The following is a 19261-nucleotide window of genomic DNA, read 5'->3' on the forward strand; positions in this document are numbered from 1 at the left end:
CTGCACAGCATGAACGTCGCGCCGGGCTGGTACCCGGATCAGGCCGACCCGCGGCTCGTGCGGTGGTGGGACGGCTTCCAGTGGACCCCGCACACGCAGCCACGCCAGTCCGGTTTGGAGATGCAGGTCGGCGGCACCGGTCAGGGCCAGGTCCAGCAGCAGGTGCAACGCGCGGGCGTGCAGCAGCCCGTCGCGGGTGGCGGCGGCACGCTGTTCAGCGAGCCCGTGCTCGTCGTCAACCAGAAGGCCAAGCTGATGGAGATGACGAACGAGTACGTCGTCTACGACCAGCACGCCCGACAGATCGGCTCGGTCGCCCAGATCGGCCAGAACGGCGCCACGAAGGCGTTGCGCGCGCTGACGAACCTCGACTCGATGCTCGACGTGAAGCTCGAGGTGCGCGACCTGCGCGGGGTGCCGGTGCTGCGGCTCACCCGCCCCTCGACGATGTGGAAGTCCAAGGTGCTCGTCGAACGCGGTGACGGCATGCCGATCGGCGAGATCCAGCAGGAGAACGTCTGGGGCAAGGTGCGGTTCGCGTTCGTGGCCGGCGGCTACAAGGTCGGCGCCATCCTCGCGGAGAACCTGCGGGCGTGGGACTTCTCCATCCGTGATCACGCCGACCAGGAGGTCGGGCGGATCACCAAGACTTGGCAGGGGTTCGGGAAGGCCTTGTTCACCACCGCGGACAACTACGTCGTGCAGTTGCACCGGCCGCTGCAGGATCCGTTGCTCAGCATGGTAGTCGCGTCCGGGGTCACCGTGGACACCGTGCTCGGGCAGGTGAAGGGGTAAGTGTCCTGAAGGGCACCCTCAGGACACCCCTAGGGAAGCCCGCAGCTCCTCGGCCTCGGCGTGAAACCCGGCCGACCCGAGCACGTCCTCGGCCTCCAGCCAGTGCGCCCGCGCCTCGTCGCCGCGCCCGGCCCGCGCCAGCGCGTCGCCCATGCAGCGCAACGACCGGCCGAGCTCGGGTGGCAGGTTCAGCTCGCCGGAGAGCTCCAACGCCAGCGAGGCCAGCCGCAGGGCCTCGTCGGCCGACGCCTCCAGTTGCGACGACAGCCGCCACACCCAGACCTTGCCGACCCGGTCGTCCTGCTCGTCGAAGAACGTGGACGCCACCAGGAGCTGTTCCACCGCAAGGGAATCCTGCCCCGACCGGATCAGCGTGTCGGCGAGGAACAGCCGGATGTTGGCCGCCATGTCCGGGTCGCCCAGCTTCTCGGCGGCGGCCAGGGAGGCCCGCAGGAAGTCCGCCGACTGGTCGAGCTCGCCGGTGAACTGGTGCAGCCGCCCGAGTTCCAGGGTCGCGGACAGCTCCGAAGCCTCGTCCCCCAACTGCTGCGCGAGGCCGCGGGCCCGGTTCAGGTACTCCTGGGCCGAGGTCAGACCGCCGGCGCGGCGTTCGATGGCGCCCAGTGAACAGAGCACCTCGATCTCGCCGTGCGGGTTGCCCGCGGCGACGAAGCCGGCCATGGCCTCGCGGTGCGCGGCGCGGGCGAGGGGCTCGCGGCCGCCCCACTCGTGCATCCAGCCCTGGCCGTACCAGGCGTAGGCCTCACCCCACTGGTCGCCGGCACGGGCGAACTCCGCCTGTGCCGCGGTGAAGTCCTCCAGGGCCAGCGCGAACTCGTTGCGGCGGCCGCGCAGGATTCCCCGTTGTTGCAACAGGATCGCGCGCGTGCCGCCCTCGGCCAGGCCGAGCGCGGTCTGGTTGATCTCCGCCCAGTCGTCGAACCGGGCGCGCAGGTCGCAGAACGCGCCCGAGCGGATCGCCAGGCCACAGGCTAGGTCGGCGAACCCCAGTGCGGCGCACTGGGTGATCGCCGACTGGATGTTGAGCCACTCGGCGTCGAACCACGCGATGGCATCGCCCTCGAAGTGTTCCAGCGCAAGGGGTTCCAGGCGCAGCGCGGAGTGCGGCACCTCGACGTCCGCGCGCATCACCAGGTCCAGCAAAGCGGTGAACAACGCGTGCAGGGCGGCACCGGATTCGCGGGCCACCTCACGGCCGTAGGCGCGCAGCAGGTCGTGCAGGCGGTACCGGGCCTGGCCGATCGCGTCGCGGCCCGCGTAGTCGACCAGGCGGGCATCGACCAAGGCCTCGACCAGGTCCTCGGCGTCGTCGGAGTCGAGGTCCAGCAGCGGGCCCGCCATCCACGCGGGGAAGTCCGGGAAGTCGAGCATCGCCAGCAGGCCGAAACCACGCTGCAGCTCGGGATCCAGGCCGTTGTAGGTCAACGCCAGGCTGGCCCGCACGTCGAGGTCGCCGACGACGAGCTCGTCGAACCGGCGGCGTTCGTCGGACAACCTGGTCGCCAGCTTCGCCAGCTGCCAGTGCGGGCGCGCCACGAGCCGGGCCGCGCACACCCGCAGCGCCAGCGGCAGGCGGCCGCAGTAGCCCGCGATCGCTTCGGCCGCAACGGGTTCCGCGGTCACCCGCGGGTCGCCGACGGCTGCGGACAACAGCTGCAGCGCGTCCTCGGCGGGCAGCACGTCCAGCGGCACCAGGTGCGCGGCCTCCAGGCCGGCGAGCGCGGCGCGGGACGTGATCAGGGCGGCGCCCGCGGACGTGCCGGGCAGCAGCGGGCGGACCTGGGCCTCGTTGACCGCGTTGTCCAGCACGACCAGCACCCGTCTGTCCGCCAGGCGTTCCCGGTACAGGTCGATCCGGTCCTCCAGCGACGCCGGGATCGCGTTGCCCGCCACGCCCAGGCCGCGCAGCACGCGGTCCAGCGCGGCCGCGGGCTCCACCGGGCGCTGCTCGCCGCCGCGCAGGTTCAGATACAGCTGGCCGTCGGGGAAGCTGTCCCGCACGGCGTGCGCGACGTGCACGGCCAGCGACGTCTTCCCGACTCCGCCGGGGCCGGTGATCGTCCACGTCCCACCGGCGCGCAGACCCTCCACCAAGGTCGATATCTCGTGCGCACGCCCGGTGAAGTCCGCCACGTCCGGCGGCAGCCAGCTCGGACCGGCCGGCGCGGGCGCGGTCAGCACGATCGGCTTCGACGAGCCCTCCAGCACCTCCATGTGCAGGCGGCGCAGGTCGGCGTTCGGGTCGATGCCGAGCTCGTCGGCGAGCACCTCGGAGGCACGCCGGAAGGCATCCAGCGCCTGCGCCTGCTGACCGCCCCGGTGCAACGCCAGCATCAGCTGGTACCAGAACCGTTCGCGCAGCGGGTGTTGCGCGACGAGCGCGCGCAGCTCGTCGACGAGCTGGTCGTGCCGGCCCAGGCGCAGCTCGACGTCGTTGCGGCGTTCGAGGGTCTCCAGGCGCTGCTCGTTCAACCGGGCCGCGTCGCCGTGCTCCAGCCGGTACGACGGCACCTGGTCCAGGGCCGGTCCGCGCCACAGCGCCACCGCCTCGCCGAGCAGCCGGGACTCCTCCTCCGGCGAGGTCGCCTCCTTCGCCGCCGCGCGGAGGTTGCGGAACCGCGCCAGGTCGAACTGGTCGTCCTCGACGTGGATCGAGTAGCCGGTCGGCCACGTCCGCACGATCTGCCGGTCCGCGAGGTCGTCGAGCGACCCGCGCAGGCGCATGGCGTAGGTCTGCAACGTCGCGCGCGCGGCGCCGGGGGCGTCCTCACCCCACAGGTGATCGATCAGCTCGTCCGAGGGGACGGGCGTGTTGGCCCGCATCAGCAACGCCGCGAGCAGCACCCGCTGTTTGGCCGAACGCAGCTCGACCACTCGGCCCGCGTCCAGGACCTGCAGTGATCCGAGTACGCGGAACTCCCAACGACGCCCCATGACGCGATCTAACCACGGGCCTAAATAGTTGAACCCTCAACTGTCAGCGAAGTGTCAGAGCGCTCGTGAATGCTGCCGAAGGCCGGTGCCTACCGCAGGGCGCCGATGAGTGGGCCGGCGGACGGGCCCCCCAGCTTCACGCCGCCCCACGTCGCGCTGCCGGCGAACTGCGCAACCTCTCCGCCAGTTCGCCGGCAGCGCCACCACCCACGAACCGACCGCCGAGCCTCACGCCGCGCCGCGCGCGCTCCCCACGAACTGAGCCAACCTCTCCGCCAGTTCGCCGGCAGCGCGACTACCCGTGAACCGCTCGGCCTCGGCCTTGAGCGGACGCATCCGGTCGCGCGTGCGCACCGAGCGGATCGGCCCGGACAGAGTGATCGCCGACGTGCCGGCGTCGTGCGCGGCCTCGGCGTCGTTGGTCAGCAGGTGGCTCATCGACAGGGCGGCGTAGCGGAACGACTGGCTGCGCGAGCTGTTCGCACCGGCCGTCGAGATCGCCTTGGTCAGCAATGGAATCGCGCTGCGCGCGTACTTCACATCACACGTGCGGGCGAGCTCGGTGTGCACGATCCCGCCGATCGACACGAGGTCGGCCTCGTCGAAGAACCGCGCCCACGGCGGCGCCTCCTCGTCCCCGGCGTTCCAGAACTCCTCCTGCGCGCGGGCGAACTGGCGCAGCGCCTGACGTTCGGCACCCATTTTCGCGAACGCCCACGCCTCGTTGGCGTGCAAAATGCTGACTGCAAGAAGCGATCCGCTTGCTTGCGCGATGGGTAGCCCGCGTTGGAACGAGGCGAGCGCGTCCTCGGCAAGGTCGTAGTGCAGGTGCACCCGGCCCATCCGGTAAAGGATGTCCGCTTCCAGCGCGCTGTTGCCGGCTTTCTTCGCCAGTTCCATCGCGCGCCCGAAATGCGCGTGCGCGGATTCCAGCAACCCGAGGTCGAACGACGCCCAGCCGGCCAGGTTGTGCAGGTCGGCGATGGCCACGCTCAGGCGGTCGCGCACCTGACCTGCGGCGTCGGCGGACATCATCGGCGTCGCCCAGTCGAGCAGCGCGATCGCCGCTTCCCGGCACGACCCGCCGCCATACTCGTGGTCCAGCGTCCGCAGCGCGCCGGTCAGTGTCTCCACGTGCACCACGTCGGCGGTGTCCACACGACCTGGAAACGCGGGCGGATTCGATTCGCCACCGAACATCGCTGATCCTCCTGACGCGCGCCGGGCACCGTTGCTGGGTTCCCCGGTGTACGCCTGTGTATTCGCCGCGCCGGTGCAGCATCCCGCTGTTCCACCCGTTCGGACAGAGCCTTTCGACTCCGACCGCACGGGAAGCCGGGAAACGGCGCGGCCACTGCGACTCTGCAGCGGCCGCGCTTACGATCGTGGATCGATGGCGTGAACCGATAGAGGCCACCCAGGTGGCGCGAAATCTGCCGTCGGTGTTTTCCCCGTGACGGCCGCTCACCGGTTCGGCCTACCGCGTCACCCGGTCACCACACGACGGGTACGCTGGCCGGTCCGTAGGTCAGCATGTCGGTGCGAAACGGCAGGTCCGCCAGCGGTTCCGCGAGGCGCAGTCCGGGGAACCGGGTGAACAGCGAACGCAGCATGATCTGCAGTTCGGCGCGCGCCAGGTTCTGGCCCACGCACTGGTGCGGGCCGAAGCCGAACGCCACGTGTGGCGTGCTCTCCCGGGACAGGTCCAGCCGGTCGGCGTGCGGGCACAGCGCCGGGTCGGAGTTGGCGTAGAGCGACGCGGCCACCCACTCGCCGCCGCGCACCAGCACGTCCCCGACCCGCACGTCCTCGGTCGCGCGCCGCACCAGCCCGCCACCGCCGATGGACACGGTGTGCCGCATCAGCTCCTCCACCACACTGTCCACACGGGACAGATCGGCGCGCAGCAGGTCCAGCTGCTCGGGGTGGTCGAACAGCGTGAGCACGAACAGTCCCATGAAGTTCGAGGTCGTCTCGTGCCCCGCGACGAGCAGCCCGATGGCGAGGAACAGCAGCTCCTCGAGGTCGAAGTCGTAGTCGCCGTTGACCAGCAGCCCGAGCAGGTCGCCGGTGACGCCTTCCGCGCGCTTGCGGTCGACGACCTTCTCCAGCACGCCGCCGAGCTCGGCCGCGGCCTCCTCGTACTCCGCGAGCGTGCTCCGCAGCCCGAGCATCGCCTGCGCGGTGCGCTGGAACAGCGCCTGATGCTCGTGTGGCACGCCGAGCAGTTCGGCGATCACCAGCGACGGCACCGGCAGGCACAGCATCGGCACCAGGTCCGCGGGCGCGCCCGCCCGCTCGATCGCGTCGAGGTGCGTGTCCACGATCTCCTGGATCCGCGGGCGCATCCGGTCGATCCGCTTCACGACCAGCGCCCGCGACACCGGGCGGCGCAGCCGCAGGTGCTCGGCGCCGTCCCGGATGATCATGTTGCCGGGCTGTTCGGCGCCGATGATCGATTCCTCGGTGCGCATCTCCGGCGCGTCGCCGTTCTTGTAGGCGGTGAATCTGCGGTCGGACAACAGCATCCGCACGTCGGCGTAGCGGGTGAACAGCCACGTCTCGACCCCGTTGGGGAAGACCACCTTGCGGGCGCCCTCGGCGGCGATGGCGTCGGTGCCGTCCGGAACCTGCAGCGGGTGCGTGCGATCGATGGGCAGAGGGGACACAACCGAGTCGGTCACAGGGCCTCCAAGAGCTGAACCGTTGCCACCCAAATGATCGAAACGTAGCGCACCGACTACGGAGAGGTAAGTAGAAGCCCTGTCCTCTGGACTGACTGCCACCTCAGCGGAGTGCCGTGCAGCGCCGTCACCAACGACTGGATCACGACCAGGTACATCAACTGCCGGTACACGAGTTGCTGGAGCGGATACGCCCAGAGCGGCCGCAAAGGTTCACCGTCCAGCCGCAGCGCGTAGCCGGCACTGGCCGTCTGCAGCGCGAGGAAGACACCCCACACGGCCAGGGCCGCCGGTGCGTCCGCGACGAAAGTTCCATAGAGCACGTAGAGGTCCATCACCGGTGCGAGCAACGGCAGCAAGAGGTGGAACGCGAGCAGGTACAGCAGCCCGAAGCGGCCCATCCGGCCCGCCTGACCCCGTTCGAACAGGGCCCCGCGGTGCTTCCACATCGCCTGGAAAGTGCCGTAGGACCAGCGGTACCGCTGGCGGTACAGGCCGCGCATGGTGATCGGCGCCTCGGTCCACGCCCGCGCCGCCGGCTGGTAGGCCACCCGCCAGCCCGCGCGGGTGACCGCCATCGTGAGGTCGGTGTCCTCGGCGAGCGTGTCCGCGCTGACGCCGCCGACGTCGCGCAACGCCTCGCGCCGGAACGCCCCGACCGCGCCCGGCACCGTCGGGATGCAGCGCAGCGCGTGCAGGATCTGTCTGTCCAAATTGGACCCTGCGCAGTACTCCAGGTGCTGCCACGTGCCGAGCAGCCCGCGCCGGTTGCCGACCTTGGCGTTGCCCGACACGGCACCGACACCCGCGTCCTTCAACGGCTGCACGAGCGCGCCGATCGTGCCCGGTTCGAAGATCGTGTCGCCGTCGAGCAGGACGAGCACGTCGTACCGCGCCTCGGCGATGCCCGCGTTCAACGCGGCCGGTTTGCCCCGGTTCGGTTGCCGGACCACGCGCACGCCGGGCAGGTTCAGCGCCTCCACGAGGTCGCCGGTGCCGTCGGTCGAGCCGTCGTCCACGACGATCACCTCGACGTCGGCGAGGTGATCGTTGCCCGCGATCGACCGGACCGTCCCGGCGATGTTCACCGCCTCGTTGAACGCGGGCACGATCACCGAGACCGCGGGCGTGATCGTGGTTTCGTCGATCGCCTCACGGCGCAAGCGCCGGTCAGTGTGCGCCAGCCCTAGTTGCATTAACGTGCGGAACAACGCCAGCAGCGCCGCGATACCGATGACCGTGCCGAGGAACACCAGCACAATGCCACCGTTGCGCTGTGACCACGTTGTCACGGCGCCGGTGACCCGTTGCGCGGTGTCCGCCTCGACGAGATCCGGCACCGGCGCGGCGACCGTGGTCCGGTCGAGCAGCGCGCGGGTGATGTCGATCGAGATGCTGCCGGTGTCGTGCAACCGGATCACGCCGTAGCGGTACCTGCCGATCCCCGCGACGATCGTCTCCACGTCCTGCATCGAGCGGTCGCCGCTGTCCAGCTCCTTCGGTGCGCCGACGAGTCGCGTGTGGACACTCAGCGCGCCGGCGAGCGCCGCCTGCGCGTAGGCGAGGTCCAGCGGGTCGCGCCAGTCGCCCTCCTGCCGGAAGCCGTCGATCCCGATGGCGTGCCCCTCGGCGAGGATGCGCCGCGCGATGCCCGGATGCTCGGTGACCTGCCTGCCCAGCACGTAGAAGGTCGCCTTGACGCCGCGTTCGCGCAGCACGTCGAGCAGCCGCGGGGTCCACTTCGGATCCGGGCCGCCGTGGTAGGCCAGCGTCAGCTCGTCGCCGAACGGCACGTGCGTGCCGGGCGGTGGATCCGCCTGCTCTGGCAACGTTGTCGCGTAGCTGTGGAACGACAGCACGCCGAACAGAGTGAGCAGGCCGAGCGTGAGCGAGACCCAGTGGAGGAACGGATTCCTCACCATTGGGCCAGCAGGGTGCTCACGACCAGCACCACGAACGCCAGCAGCCCACCGGCCAGCGCGGCGCTGACGAGCCGCACGCCGGTCCGTCTCCACCCCGTCGCGTCAACGAAGATCTGCACTTCTCTTCTCCCCCAGTTGTCGCAATCCCCTCATGACCGCGACGAGTACCCCCGCACCCACCGCCGCCGCGAGCCACGGGAACCCGTGCACCAGCCACGGCACGGTGTTCCCGGCGAACTGCCGCCTGCTACCCCACAGGTCCTGCTGGCGCCACACCGTGTTCGCCGCCATGAGCACGACGAACACGACCGGTGGCGCCGGTGCCACCACCCACAGCCCGATCCGCCGGACGGTCGTGGCGGCGAAGATCGCCCCCGCCACCAACCAGACGCCGAACGGCCACCCCAGGTTGTCCCCGTCCACCCAGATGCCGACCTGCGCGAAAACGGCCATCACCGCGAGCGCGGCCAGGCTGGGTATCTGCACCCCCACGGCCGACTAGAATAGGCGAGGGGGTGGGGGAAACATGCGCCGACGTGCGCGCGGTCACGGGCTCGTCTTCATTCGTCTCTTATGGATAGTCGTCTGCTCCGCGGTGCTGGTCGTGTCCGGCGTCGCGTGGTCGACCGTGTCCGAGATCGAGACGGGTGTGCAGCGTTCGCACGCCATTCCGGCCGACGCGCCCAGGTCCGCGAACGGCGTCAACATCCTGATCATGGGCCTCACCACGCGGCTCGACCTGGACGGCCGGCCGTTGCCCGACGACCTGCTGGAGCGCATGCGTGCCGGTGAGAGCGACCGCGGCGGCTACAACGCCAACACGCTGATCCTGGTGCACCTGCCGCACGACGGGACCGCGGCCGTCGCGATGTCCGTGCCCCGCGACAACCTGGTGCCGTTGCACGGCGTCTCCGAGGGTCCTGGGGAAGGCAAGATCAAGGAGGCCTACGGGCGCGCCAAGGAGATCGAGGAACGACGGCTGCGCGCCGCGGGCGTCGGTGATCCGCGCGAGCTCGAGTTCGGCGGCCGCGAGGCGGGCCGACGGGCGCAGGTACAGACGGTGTCGGCATTTCTTGGCGCGCCGATCGACCATCTCGTCGAGGTCAGCCTCGTCGGGTTCTTCCACATCGCCGACGCGCTGGGCGGCGTCGACGTGTGCCTCAACCGGGCGGTGCGGGACCGGATGTCGGGCGCGGACTTCCCCGCCGGGCCCCAGCACCTGGACGCGGCACAGGCGCTGTCGTTCGTGCGGCAACGGCACGGCCTGGCCAACGGTGACCTCGACCGGACCCGCCGCGCGCAGGCGTTCCTCGCCTACCTGGGGCAACGCATCCGCAGTGCCGACGTGACCGCCGTGCGCGGGCTGATCGACGCGGCGAAGCAGGACGTGGTGCTGTCCGACGGCCTCGACCTCGTCGCGCTGGCCGAGCACCTGCCGCCGGCGGTCCGGTTCCACACGCTGTCCGTCGAGGGTGGCGCGACCGTCAACGGCCAGGACGTGAACAAGGTCGACCAGGGCAAGGTCCAGGCCGAGGTGGCCGGGATCATCTCCCCCGCCGCGCAGCCACCGGCGACCGTCCCCTGCGTGGACTAGTTGCGGCGCTCGGTCACCCACGTCGCGATCTGCGCACGTGAGGTGAAACCGAGCTTCTGCAGGATGCGCTCGACGTGCCCCTCTGCCGTGCGCCGCGCGATGACCAGCTGCGCCGCGATCTCCTTGTTGCTCATGCCGCCCGCGATGAGGTCGGCGACCTCCTGCTCGCGCCGGGTCAGCGGGGTGTCGTTGCCGATGCGGGCCTCGGCCGGTTCGGGCGGAACGTCACCGATGGCGTAGGTGAGCGCGTCGTCGCGGCTGAGGTCCATGCCCGCCCGGAACGCGAGGCGGAACGCGGCCTCGCCGATCTGCTCGATGGTCGCCGTCTCGCAGTCGCCGTGCGGCGCGCCGAAGTAGCGCGAGCCGAACATCGGGTAGCCGACGGACTGCCAGATCTGGTTGGTGGCGCCGAGCAGCGTCGCGGCCCTGGTGCCGTCACCGCGGGAGGCGGAGATCCAAGCGAGCAGTTCCATCCCGAGCACGATGCCCAGCAGGTCGTTGAACGTCCGCTTGATGCGCAGGCAGTCGCGGCCGAGCTCGTCCGCGTACGCCAGGTCGCCGCGGGCCCAGTGGCACAACGAACGCACGTAGATCGCATAGGCGTAGGCCCACTGTTCGCCGTGTTCCTCGCCTACCGCGCAGGCCTCCTCGCACAGCTTCTCGGCCCGGTCGAAGTCGCCCTGGAACGTCGCGGCGATGGCCAGCTCGATGACGGCGAGCATCGTGTTGCTGTTGACCAGTCCCAGGCTCCGGTAGCGGTTGCGGGCCTCTCCGAAGAGCTGGTCGGCGACGTCCAGGTCGTCGCCGACCAGCGTGGTGCAGGCGAGCTTGTGCGTCGAGTACGCGAGCGAGGCCTCGTCACCGACGTCGCGGCTGTAGCGGCGGCATTCCTCCAGCACGCGCACCGCCGCCGAGAGGTCACCCTGCAGGGTCGCCACATATCCGTTGACCCACAACAACTTCGCGCGCTCGGGGCTCGGTTCGGACGAGGCGGCGAGCGCGCGTTCGAGCCAGTGCCGTCCCTCGGCGAGGAATCCGCAACCGGACCAGTAGAACCACAGCGTGCCCGCGAGGTGCTGGGCGGCGCGCACATCGCCGGAGTCGAAGCAGAAGTCGAGCGCCGCACGAAGATTTGCGTGGTCGAGGCGCGTTCGCGCGAAGATGTTCGGCTGTTGGGGCCCGAACCAGTCGTGTTCGCTCTGCTCGGCCAGCGCGACGAAGTGGTCGCGGTGCCGTTCGCGCAGCACCCGCTCCCGGCCCGCGTCGCGCAGCTTGTCCATGCCGAACTGCCGCAGCGGTTCGAGCAGGCGGTACCGGTCGTGTGGTTCGCGCACCAGCACGGACTTGTCGATGAGCGCCGAAAGCACATCGAGAACGTCCGTGCCGGGCACACCCTCGCCCGCGCAGACGGTCCGCGCCGCACCGAGGTCGAACGATCCGGCGAACACCGACGCGCGCGCCCAGATCGTCTGTTCCGCCCTGGTGCACAGGCGGAAGCTCCAGTCCACGGCGGCGAGCAACGTCTGATGCCGCGGCAGGCCACCACGTTTGCCCGAGGCAAGGACGCGGTATGTGTCGTCCAATCTGGACAGCAGGTGGTCCAGCGTGAGCACGCGCAACCGCACCGCGGCCAGTTCGATCGCGAGCGGGATGCCGCCGAGCAGGTGACACACCTGCGCCACCTGGTCCTGGTTGAACGGCGTGATGGCGAAGTCCGAATCGACAGCGCACGCGCGTTCGGCGAACAGCATCATCGACGGGTAGATCCCGCCCGCGCCCACCGGCAGCGGACGATGTGGATCGGGCAGCGGCAACGGGGACACCACGCGCAGGTGTTCCGCATCGATCCCGAGCCGTTCGCGGCTCGTGGCGAGCACGCGCAGCCTGGGAACCACGCGCAGCAACAGGTCGACGAGATCGGCGCACGCGTCGACGAGGTGCTCGCAGTTGTCCAGGACGATCAGGATGTGCCGGTCGCGCAGGTGTTCGACCAGGACGGTCGTGTGGTTGCGGTCGGTGTCGTCGTGCACGCCCAGCGATTTCAGGAACGTGTGCACGATGAGGTCCGGATCGCTCAGGTCGGCGAGTTCGACTATCCACACACCATCAGGAAAGGCTCGCCTCAGTTCGGCCGCGACGCGGACGGCCAGCCGGGTCTTACCGACTCCCCCGACACCTGACAAGGTGACCAGGCGGGCATCGGCCAGCAACCGCTTGACCTCGGCGACGTCGTGCTTGCGGCCGACGAAGCTAGTTGCGTCAGCAGGCAAATTACCTTTGCGCCCAGGCGGAACCGCAGCACCCACAGCAGAACCCTATGGGCGTCCGATGAGCTGGGGCAACGCGGTCCCCCGGACCGACTAACCGCGCGATACGGGTAGTTACCCCCTAGTGGTGCGTTGTGGTGAAACGCGAGCCTGCCCTCAGTGCCTTGGCTGGAGGACTCATGGGGAACGACGACAGGCTCAGCATCGAGATCCGGGAACAGAACGGCGTGCTCGTGGTGCGGCTGACCGGCAGCCTGGACTGGTCCACGTACCTCAGAGTGCAGGACGTTCTGCTGGACTGCGCCACGCGGGAACTCGTCGGTGTCGTGGTCGAGCTCGACTCGTTGGTGGCCGAATCTCCGGCCCTGCTCGTGGTTTTCGATGTCGTCTGGCTGTCGGCGGCGCGCTGGCCCGGTATCCCGCTGATGCTCGTCGTGTCCGACCACCAGCTCCGGTCCACCCTGGAGGCACGCGGACTGCCACGTCACATTCCGTGCTACCCCAGCACGCAGGCCGCACTGGCCGCCGTCGTCCGGTTGCGCCAGGAGGACCGCGTCGACGCGACGCTGCCGACGTGCCGCTGCCAGCCCCACGTCGCCGAACGCATCACCGAGCGCGCGTGCGAACGCTGGGGAGTCCCGTCGCTGCTGGACGTCGCGCCGCAGGTGGCGGTCGAGCTCGTGAGCCACACCGACGACAAGCAAGCCGTTTCGCTGCTGTTGCGGATGCGCGGCGACAAGATGTCCGTCGCGGTGCGTACCTACTCGAGGCTGGACCTCCGGCAGTGGAACACGATGCGGCGCAACGTCGCATCCATTGCCGTGTGCAACTTCACGATGGGCGAGACGCCGGCCGGTGGCGGGCGGCACGTGATCTGGACCGTGCTGGACGTGCCGGCGGAGATGCCGCGCAGCGTCGGGTTCGTCCCGGATACCGCCTTCACGTATCAGTCGTGAAGCCAGCAGCCCCCGAGCCCGAGCTCTCGGGGGCCGCCGCCTTCACCATCGAAGCGTCGGTCAGGGCGCGCACAGGGGCAGTTCGTCGATCCCGTGCATGGCGGCGATGCTGGTCCGGCAGGCGCGCACGAGCTGCCGGTTGGCGATGGTGTCGGCGCCCCCGCCGCAACTCGGGCAGTAGAGGTGGACGCTGCGCGTGGTCGTCTCGTCGACCGAGACCTCCAGCGGGCGCGCGCACGCGCGGCACCACCGGTGTCCGGTGACGGCGATGACGTGGTCGGGCGCCGAGACGCACTGGTGCAGCCAGCACCGGTGCACCGCGCAGGTGATCCGGGCGTGCGGGTCCAGTCCTAGCTCCTCGGCGAGGTCCTCCGCGGCGAGCACCGCGACCACGGTGGTGGCCTCGTCGGAGTTGACCAATCGGAGATGCCTGCGTCGGGCCATGTCCGCACACTCTCTCAGGGGGTGCTGCAGGGGATACCCGCATTAATACCTGTTTATGCGTCGATTAGGCGAATTCCAGGCGGCGAAGAACAGGCTTCCGCTGGCCTGGGCGTGGGCTTACGCTCGTTTCGACAGCGCGCGGCGCAGAGGTATTCCACATGGCTGATCCTGCGTACTTTCCTCCACCCCACTCCGCTCGCATCGGCATGCCCGACGTAGAGCAGTTGGAGGCCCAGACCAAGGCGCTTCGTTCCGTGGACTACCAGTTCGGCGGCGGCGTCTGCCGCGACGCCGTGGTGGTGCGGATCTATTGGGCACAACAGTTGTTGTCCGCCGAGGCGACCGACCAGGTGCGCCGCAGGCTGTTGAGCGCGGTCGCGGACCTGCACAACCTGGCCGGCTGGACCTCGTTCGACTGCGGCCAGGTGGGGGCCGCCTACCACCATTTCGATCGAGCCCTGGAATTCGCGCGCCATGACGAGGAATTGACGACGAACATCGTTTACCGGCGGGGCCGCGTACATCTGCACCACGGCGCGCCCGGCGACGCGCTCGCCTATTTCCAGCGAAGCGCCCTGTCGCCACTCGCGGCTAGCATCATGCACGCGAACGAGGCCTGGGCGTACGCCCGGCAGAGCCGCGCCGCCGAGGCTGTCCGCGCGCTGGGCAAGGCCCAGGACGCCTTCGAGCGCGCCGACCACGACCACGCGCCGGACTGGGTCCGTTTCCACGACGAGACGGACCTGACCGCCATGATCGGCACCGTCCACGCCGAGCTCGGCGACACCCGCGTCGCCATCCCCGCGCTGCAACGAGCCATCGCGGAGTTCGGCCCCACGATGGCGCGCAGCTGGACGTTCTGCCTGATCTCCCTGGCGTCGTGTCACTTCCTGGACGGCGACATCGACGCCGGCCTGATCGTCGGAAACCAGGCCGTCACGGCCGCCGAGGGCCTGCGCTCCGAACGCGTCTGGGACCGCATCCGCCCCATGGAACACCTCGCCGCCGCGCGCGGCGTGGAACTGGTCGCGCGCCGCCCCTGCCACGAGTAGGACGGTCTTTGCACAACCCGAACATTCGCCCCACAGTGCGCTGATCAACGCCCTCCACAGTGGTCGCCAGACCTACTGGATGGGAGTTGTCATGAAGCGCACAGTGATCGGCCTCCTGGTGGCCGGTATCGCTCTGGCCGGCGCGGGCACGGCGAACGCCGACGAGAGCACGCCCGCACCCGTCACGCTCAGCTCGGAGCAGGTCAAGAAGATCTGCGAGCAGCGCATCCCGCGGGCCGAGGAGCGCGTCAACCGCCTGACGCAGCGGATCAACGGCGGTCCGGACGTCCTCGGCTCCACCGAGAACCTCAAGAAACGCGCCGAGGAGGCGCGCAAGGCCGGTCGTACCGAGCAGGCCGAGCGGCTGGAGACCCGTGCCGGTTGGCGGGCCGGGCACATCGACAAGCTGAACAAGGCCAAGGAGCGGCTGGCGAAGTTCAAGACCGAGCACTGCGGCTACCTGGGCGGCGGCAAGTGAAGCGGTTGATCGCGGTCGTCGCCGTGGTTCTGGCCTGCGCGGCCTGCCAGAGCTCCAATGGTTCCAGCAGTGATATCGACAGCGTCGAGACCACGCTGAACGGCATCGAGGCGGATCTCGACCAGCCGTGACAGCATCTGCACCCGTGGAACGTGGCCTGGTGCTCGTCGTCGAGGACGAGCCTGCGATCTCCGAGCTCGTCTCGCTGTACCTCAAGCGGGACGGGTTCGGGGTGCACGTCGAGTCGGACGGCGCCGCGGGGCTCGCCGCGGCCCGCCGGCTCAAGCCCGTCGCGATCGTCCTCGACGTGGGGCTGCCCGGAGTGAGCGGTATCGACGTGTGCCGCTCACTGCGCGCGGCGGACGACTGGACGCCCGTGCTGTTCGTGACGGCACGCGACGACGAGGTCGACCGGCTGCTCGGCCTCGAGCTGGGGGCCGACGACTACATCACCAAACCGTTCAGCCCGCGCGAGCTGGCCGTGCGGGTGCGAACCGTGCTACGGCGCGCGGCGCGGCCCACGCCGTCGGACGTCCTGGAGATCGGTGCCGTGCGACTCGACGCGGGCCAGCGCCGGGCGTGGGCGGCGGGCGAGGAGGTCTCGTTGACGTCGACGGAGTTCGACCTGCTCGCACACCTGATGCGCAGCCCGCGCCAGGTCTTCTCCCGCGAGCAGCTGCTGAGCTCGGTGTGGGGCTACGAGGCGCTCGGCACGCGCACGGTCGACGTGCACATCGCCCAGCTGCGCGCGAAACTCGGCCCAGCTAGTCCACTTCGGACGGTCCGTGGCGTCGGCTACTCGGCGGACGCCTCGTGAGCCTCGCGGCACGGATCGCCGTGCTGTGCCTGGGAGTCGCGGCCGTGGCGGTGTTCGTCGCCGGTCTCGTCTCGTCCCGGCTCGTGCTGTCCGCGTCACGTGACGTCAGCCGCCAGGTGCTGGCCGACCAGGCCGACGTCGTCAACGGACAGCTCGGCAGGAACATCAGGGACGTGTTGGAGCGCCAAGGAATCGCGGTCGTGACCATCTCCGCGACCGGCGACTTCACCGGCACCGACCAGCAGGCGATCCGGGCCGCGCGCGAGGCGGGCGCGGTCCGGGTCACCCAGGGCGCCGCGGTTCACAGCGGCAGCGGCGGCTATCTCGTCGAGGCCCGCCCGAACGGCAAGGGCGGCTTCGCACTCGTGCAGGAGCCGGAAGTATCGGGCAACGGCCGAAAACTCGTGCGCAACATCCTGTTCGCACTCGGCGTCGGCCTGCTGGTGGCGGCGTTGGCCGGTCTCGCACTGGGCACGGTCCTGTCGCGACCTTTGCGCCGGGTGGCATCGGTCGCCCACGCGATGAGCGACGGCCGCCGCGACCTGCGCGTCGAGGTGTCCGGCCCGGCCGAACTGGCCGAGGTCGCCTCGTCGGTCAACGGCCTGGCGGAGGCGTTGCAGCGCAGCGAATCCCGCCAGCGCGACTTCCTGCTGTCGGTGTCCCACGAGCTGCGCACCCCGCTGACCGCCGTGACGGGCTTCGCCGAGTCCCTGGCCGACGGCGTCGTCACCGGCGCGGACGTCGTCCCGGTCGGCCGCGTGATCCTCGACGAGTCACGCCGCCTCGATCGCCTGGTCACCGACCTGCTCGACCTGGCGCGACTGGGCGCCGACGACTTCCGGCTCGACCTGGCCACCGTCGACCTGGTCCCCCTGGTCCGCGCCGCCTCCGACGTGTGGCACGCGCGCTGCCACGCCCGCGGTGTCACGTTCTCCCTGGAACTCCCCTCCTCGCCGGTGCTCGCGCGGACCGACGCCCGGCGTCTGCGCCAGGTGATCGACGGCCTGCTGGAGAACGCCCTGCGCGTGACGCCGTCGGGCCGGCCGGTCGTGCTGTCACTGACTTCCGTTCTGCAGGTGCGCGACGGCGGCCCTGGCCTGGCCGCCGAGGACTACGCCGTGGCGTTCGACCGCGGCGTGCTGCACCAGCGCTACCAGTCGTCCCGCCCGGTCGGCACCGGCGTCGGTCTCGCCCTGGTACACGGCCTGGTGACGCGCATGGGCGGCACCATCACCGCCGGCCCGGCCCCGGAGGGCGGGGCCGCGTTCACGGTGACGCTCCCTACGGCAACGTGAACGTCTTGGCCACCTGCTGCACGTCGTGCACCTGTCGCAGCCCCTCGTCACTGAGCCCGGCCGCGCTGATCGCGATCATCCCGGCCAGCACCGCCGCCACGACCACCATCCGGCCGCCTCGGTCCGGCGTGCAGACCTTCCCGTCCCTCATGTAGAAATCCGGCACTGCTCCCACCCCCGCCATCGAGCATGAGCCGTGCGGGGTGGTTCACGGGACGGTTCCAAACGACTTCACCCGACCGAACTAGCGCGATTGGGGCAACTTCTTCGAACCACGTTTGGCCGCCGGAGCCGACGGCGGCGGTACAACGGGCCCGATGTCGCCGTCCGGCGCCTCGTCGAGATCCACGATCACGGGCGCGTGGTCACTCGGCCCGGTGCCCTTCCGTACGTGCCGATCCACCCACGCGGCCTTGACCCGATCGGCCACCGGAGCCGACGCCAGCACGAGGTCGATCCGCATCCCGAGGTCCTGGTGGAACATGCCGGCCCGGTAATCCCAGTACGTGAATACGCGCTGGTCCGGCCACCGATCCCGGACAACGTCCTGGAGGCCCAACGCCTGCAGGTCGGCGAGCGCCTGACGCTCGGGTGGAGTGACGTGTGTCTGCCCGATGTAGGCGTCCGGGTCGAACACGTCCGCATCGGTCGGCGCGATGTTCATGTCACCGCACACCACGGCAGCTTCAGGTCCTCGGCCGACGACGTCTTTGAGTGCCGCCAGCCAGGCCAGTTTGTAGTGGTAGTGGTCCGAGTCGGGCGTGCGCCCGTTCGGCACGTACACCGAGTGCACGCGGACGCCACCGCAGGTCGCCGCCACGGCCCGCGCCTCCTGATGCGGAAATCCAGGGCAGTCCTCGAGGCCGACGACCACGTCGTCGAGTCCGACGCGGGACAGGATCGCGACGCCGTTCCACTGGACCTCGCCGGACAGCGCGGCCTCGTAGCCGCGTTCGGCCAGCGCCTCGCCGAGCAGCGCGGTGAACGCGTCGTCGGCGAGTTTGGTCTCCTGCAGGCAGACCACGTCCGGCCGCCGTTGATCCAGCCACGGCAACAGCCGCGGCACGCGTTGCTTGACCGAGTTGACGTTCCAGGTCGCTACCCGCACGAGCCCACACTACGACGGGTCCGCATGAGCGCGCGCAGGATGAGGTGCCCGACGCGGCCGGACGCGATCTCGCCCGGCGTCGCACTGACCGAGATCGCGGCGACGACCTGTCCGCTGTCCTGGTCGAACACGGGCGCGGCGACACAGGAGACGCCGGGGACGTACTCCTCGCGGTCGTACGCCAGGCCGTGGTGGCGCACTTGTTCCAGCTCGGCGTGCAGTGCCTGCGTCGATGTCAGGGTGTTGCGCGTGTAGCGCGGCAACGGCCCGGCGGGCACCGCGCCGTGGGCGAGCAGCACCTTGCCGAGCGCGGTGCTGTGGGCGGGCAGGAGTGCGCCGGTGCGGCTCGGCACCGGGACCGTGTCGCGGTCGGCGAGCTTCTCGACGACCAGCGCGCCGGACTCGGTGGGCAGCGCGAGGTGCACCGCGCCGTTGGTGCTCTTGTAGAGGAAGAGCAGGCTGGGGAACAGGTTCTCGCGCAGTTCGGCCGACGCGTCGGCGCTGCGCCAGGCCGTGCGATACCCGTCGGCGCTGCGCAGCACCGCGCCGTTCTCGGTCAGCATCGTGACCAGCCGGTGGGTGGTGGACTTCGGCAGGCCGGCCTGTCTGGCGAGGTCGGACAGCGCGAGCGTGCGGTCCTGCGCGGACAGCACGCGCAACAGGTGAAACGCCCGTCCCACAAGCGTTGACGGGGCAACGGGAACCGGCACCATGCGCCGATCCTCACCGCCGTGACGGGTCAGCGGTACACGCGGCCCCGACTCATGGCCGAAAGATGCGAGATCGCTCCCACGTCGCGTTCCGCGCGGCGGAACGAACCCCTCGGCTGAAGGGGTGAAGCCAATTGCGACGCATTCCTGTCAGCCGAACCACTCCAGCAGACTCCCGCCGGAA

At 70.1% G+C, this 19261-nt stretch carries 19 protein-coding genes; 8 read left to right on the forward strand and 11 right to left on the reverse strand.

Features of this window, described 5'->3' with window-relative positions; all coding sequences use genetic code 11:
* On the forward strand, window positions 1-795 hold the full coding sequence (locus QSK35_RS30275; RefSeq protein ID WP_502881741.1) for a phospholipid scramblase-related protein: 795 nt from the start codon (window positions 1-3) through the stop codon (window positions 793-795).
* 18 nt (window positions 796-813) lie between these two features.
* On the opposite strand, the gene QSK35_RS30280 is transcribed toward QSK35_RS30275, so the two are convergent.
* The 6 genes from QSK35_RS30280 to QSK35_RS30305 all read right to left on the reverse strand — a co-directional run bounded on the left by QSK35_RS30280 (window position 814) and on the right by QSK35_RS30305 (window position 8848).
* Window positions 814-3750, reverse strand: coding sequence for an AfsR/SARP family transcriptional regulator (locus QSK35_RS30280; protein WP_285750977.1), 2937 nt, complete (start codon window positions 3748-3750; stop codon window positions 814-816).
* Window positions 3751-3978: 228 nt separating this feature from the next.
* Window positions 3979-4950 (reverse strand): NsdA family TPR-like regulatory protein, encoded by a 972-nt coding sequence (locus tag QSK35_RS30285; protein WP_285750978.1) that lies wholly within the window; start codon window positions 4948-4950, stop codon window positions 3979-3981.
* Window positions 4951-5243: 293 nt separating this feature from the next.
* Window positions 5244-6434: a cytochrome P450 gene (locus QSK35_RS30290; RefSeq protein WP_285750979.1), complete on the reverse strand. Its 1191-nt coding sequence runs from the start codon at window positions 6432-6434 to the stop codon at window positions 5244-5246.
* A gap of 56 nt (window positions 6435-6490) precedes the next feature.
* On the reverse strand, window positions 6491-8356 hold the full coding sequence (locus QSK35_RS30295) for a bifunctional polysaccharide deacetylase/glycosyltransferase family 2 protein (protein WP_285750980.1): 1866 nt from the start codon (window positions 8354-8356) through the stop codon (window positions 6491-6493).
* Window positions 8350-8475: a hypothetical protein gene (locus QSK35_RS30300; protein WP_285750981.1), complete on the reverse strand. Its 126-nt coding sequence runs from the start codon at window positions 8473-8475 to the stop codon at window positions 8350-8352. Before QSK35_RS30300 ends, QSK35_RS30295 begins: the two co-directional genes overlap by 7 nt.
* A complete protein-coding gene (locus QSK35_RS30305) occupies window positions 8459-8848 on the reverse strand; it encodes a DUF6542 domain-containing protein (protein WP_285750982.1) in 390 nt (129 codons plus the stop codon). Before QSK35_RS30305 ends, QSK35_RS30300 begins: the two co-directional genes overlap by 17 nt.
* Window positions 8849-8882: 34 nt before the next feature.
* On the opposite strand from QSK35_RS30305, the gene QSK35_RS30310 reads away from it, so the two are divergent.
* Window positions 8883-9950 carry an LCP family protein gene (locus QSK35_RS30310; RefSeq protein ID WP_285750983.1) on the forward strand — a complete coding sequence of 356 codons (1068 nt, stop codon included), beginning with the start codon at window positions 8883-8885 and terminating at the stop codon, window positions 9948-9950.
* Here the strand turns inward: QSK35_RS30310 and QSK35_RS30315 are convergent.
* Window positions 9947-12220 (reverse strand): ATP-binding protein, encoded by a 2274-nt coding sequence (locus QSK35_RS30315; protein ID WP_285750984.1) that lies wholly within the window; start codon window positions 12218-12220, stop codon window positions 9947-9949. The two genes, QSK35_RS30310 and QSK35_RS30315, sit on opposite strands and share 4 nt — an antisense overlap.
* A gap of 176 nt (window positions 12221-12396) precedes the next feature.
* On the opposite strand from QSK35_RS30315, the gene QSK35_RS30320 reads away from it, so the two are divergent.
* A complete protein-coding gene (locus QSK35_RS30320) occupies window positions 12397-13173 on the forward strand; it encodes an STAS domain-containing protein (RefSeq protein ID WP_285750985.1) in 777 nt (258 codons plus the stop codon).
* Window positions 13174-13233: 60 nt separating this feature from the next.
* Here the strand turns inward: QSK35_RS30320 and QSK35_RS30325 are convergent, their stop codons facing one another.
* The gene (locus tag QSK35_RS30325; RefSeq protein ID WP_285750986.1) at window positions 13234-13617 is read right to left on the reverse strand and encodes a hypothetical protein; all 384 of its coding nucleotides are present in this window, start codon (window positions 13615-13617) and stop codon (window positions 13234-13236) included.
* A gap of 158 nt (window positions 13618-13775) precedes the next feature.
* Here QSK35_RS30325 and QSK35_RS30330 point away from each other — a divergent pair, with 158 nt between their 5' ends.
* From QSK35_RS30330 to QSK35_RS30350, 5 genes are all read left to right on the forward strand, one after another.
* The gene (locus tag QSK35_RS30330; protein WP_285750987.1) at window positions 13776-14669 is read left to right on the forward strand and encodes a tetratricopeptide repeat protein; all 894 of its coding nucleotides are present in this window, start codon (window positions 13776-13778) and stop codon (window positions 14667-14669) included.
* Window positions 14670-14760: 91 nt separating this feature from the next.
* The gene (locus QSK35_RS30335) at window positions 14761-15147 is read left to right on the forward strand and encodes a hypothetical protein (RefSeq protein WP_285750988.1); all 387 of its coding nucleotides are present in this window, start codon (window positions 14761-14763) and stop codon (window positions 15145-15147) included.
* On the forward strand, window positions 15144-15278 hold the full coding sequence (locus QSK35_RS30340; protein WP_285750989.1) for a hypothetical protein: 135 nt from the start codon (window positions 15144-15146) through the stop codon (window positions 15276-15278). Before QSK35_RS30335 ends, QSK35_RS30340 begins: the two co-directional genes overlap by 4 nt.
* Window positions 15279-15292: 14 nt before the next feature.
* A complete protein-coding gene (locus tag QSK35_RS30345) occupies window positions 15293-15964 on the forward strand; it encodes a response regulator transcription factor (protein WP_285750990.1) in 672 nt (223 codons plus the stop codon).
* On the forward strand, window positions 15961-17259 hold the full coding sequence (locus QSK35_RS30350) for a HAMP domain-containing sensor histidine kinase (protein ID WP_285750991.1): 1299 nt from the start codon (window positions 15961-15963) through the stop codon (window positions 17257-17259). The genes QSK35_RS30345 and QSK35_RS30350 overlap by 4 nt, the downstream gene beginning before the upstream one ends.
* On the opposite strand, the gene QSK35_RS30355 is transcribed toward QSK35_RS30350, so the two are convergent.
* From QSK35_RS30355 to QSK35_RS30365, 3 genes are all read right to left on the reverse strand, one after another.
* On the reverse strand, window positions 17246-17410 hold the full coding sequence (locus QSK35_RS30355; RefSeq protein WP_285750992.1) for a hypothetical protein: 165 nt from the start codon (window positions 17408-17410) through the stop codon (window positions 17246-17248). The genes QSK35_RS30350 and QSK35_RS30355 overlap by 14 nt on opposite strands.
* A gap of 93 nt (window positions 17411-17503) precedes the next feature.
* Window positions 17504-18367, reverse strand: a complete 864-nt coding sequence (locus QSK35_RS30360) for an exodeoxyribonuclease III (RefSeq protein ID WP_285750993.1) — start codon at window positions 18365-18367, stop codon at window positions 17504-17506.
* Complete coding sequence (locus QSK35_RS30365; RefSeq protein WP_285750994.1) at window positions 18358-19080, reverse strand: IclR family transcriptional regulator; 723 nt, start codon at window positions 19078-19080, stop codon at window positions 18358-18360. The genes QSK35_RS30360 and QSK35_RS30365 overlap by 10 nt, the downstream gene beginning before the upstream one ends.
* Between the last annotated feature and the right edge of the window lie 181 nt (window positions 19081-19261).

The organism is Lentzea sp. NBRC 105346 (assembly GCF_030269605.1).
GTDB lineage: Bacteria > Actinomycetota > Actinomycetes > Mycobacteriales > Pseudonocardiaceae > Lentzea.

Excerpts from the sequence above, each read along its gene's own strand:
- QSK35_RS30310 (WP_285750983.1), top strand. The coding sequence starts at position 8,883 with ATGCGCCGACGTGCGCGCGGTCACGGGCTCGTCTTCATTCGTCTCTTA.
- QSK35_RS30320 (WP_285750985.1), top strand. The coding sequence starts at position 12,397 with ATGGGGAACGACGACAGGCTCAGCATCGAGATCCGGGAACAGAACGGC.
- QSK35_RS30295 (WP_285750980.1), bottom strand. The coding sequence starts at position 8,356 with ATGGTGAGGAATCCGTTCCTCCACTGGGTCTCGCTCACGCTCGGCCTG.
- QSK35_RS30330 (WP_285750987.1), top strand. The coding sequence starts at position 13,776 with ATGGCTGATCCTGCGTACTTTCCTCCACCCCACTCCGCTCGCATCGGC.
- QSK35_RS30365 (WP_285750994.1), bottom strand. The coding sequence starts at position 19,080 with ATGGTGCCGGTTCCCGTTGCCCCGTCAACGCTTGTGGGACGGGCGTTT.
- QSK35_RS30280 (WP_285750977.1), bottom strand. The coding sequence starts at position 3,750 with ATGGGGCGTCGTTGGGAGTTCCGCGTACTCGGATCACTGCAGGTCCTG.
- QSK35_RS30355 (WP_285750992.1), bottom strand. The coding sequence starts at position 17,410 with ATGAGGGACGGGAAGGTCTGCACGCCGGACCGAGGCGGCCGGATGGTG.
- QSK35_RS30285 (WP_285750978.1), bottom strand. The coding sequence starts at position 4,950 with ATGTTCGGTGGCGAATCGAATCCGCCCGCGTTTCCAGGTCGTGTGGAC.
- QSK35_RS30325 (WP_285750986.1), bottom strand. The coding sequence starts at position 13,617 with ATGGCCCGACGCAGGCATCTCCGATTGGTCAACTCCGACGAGGCCACC.
- QSK35_RS30335 (WP_285750988.1), top strand. The coding sequence starts at position 14,761 with ATGAAGCGCACAGTGATCGGCCTCCTGGTGGCCGGTATCGCTCTGGCC.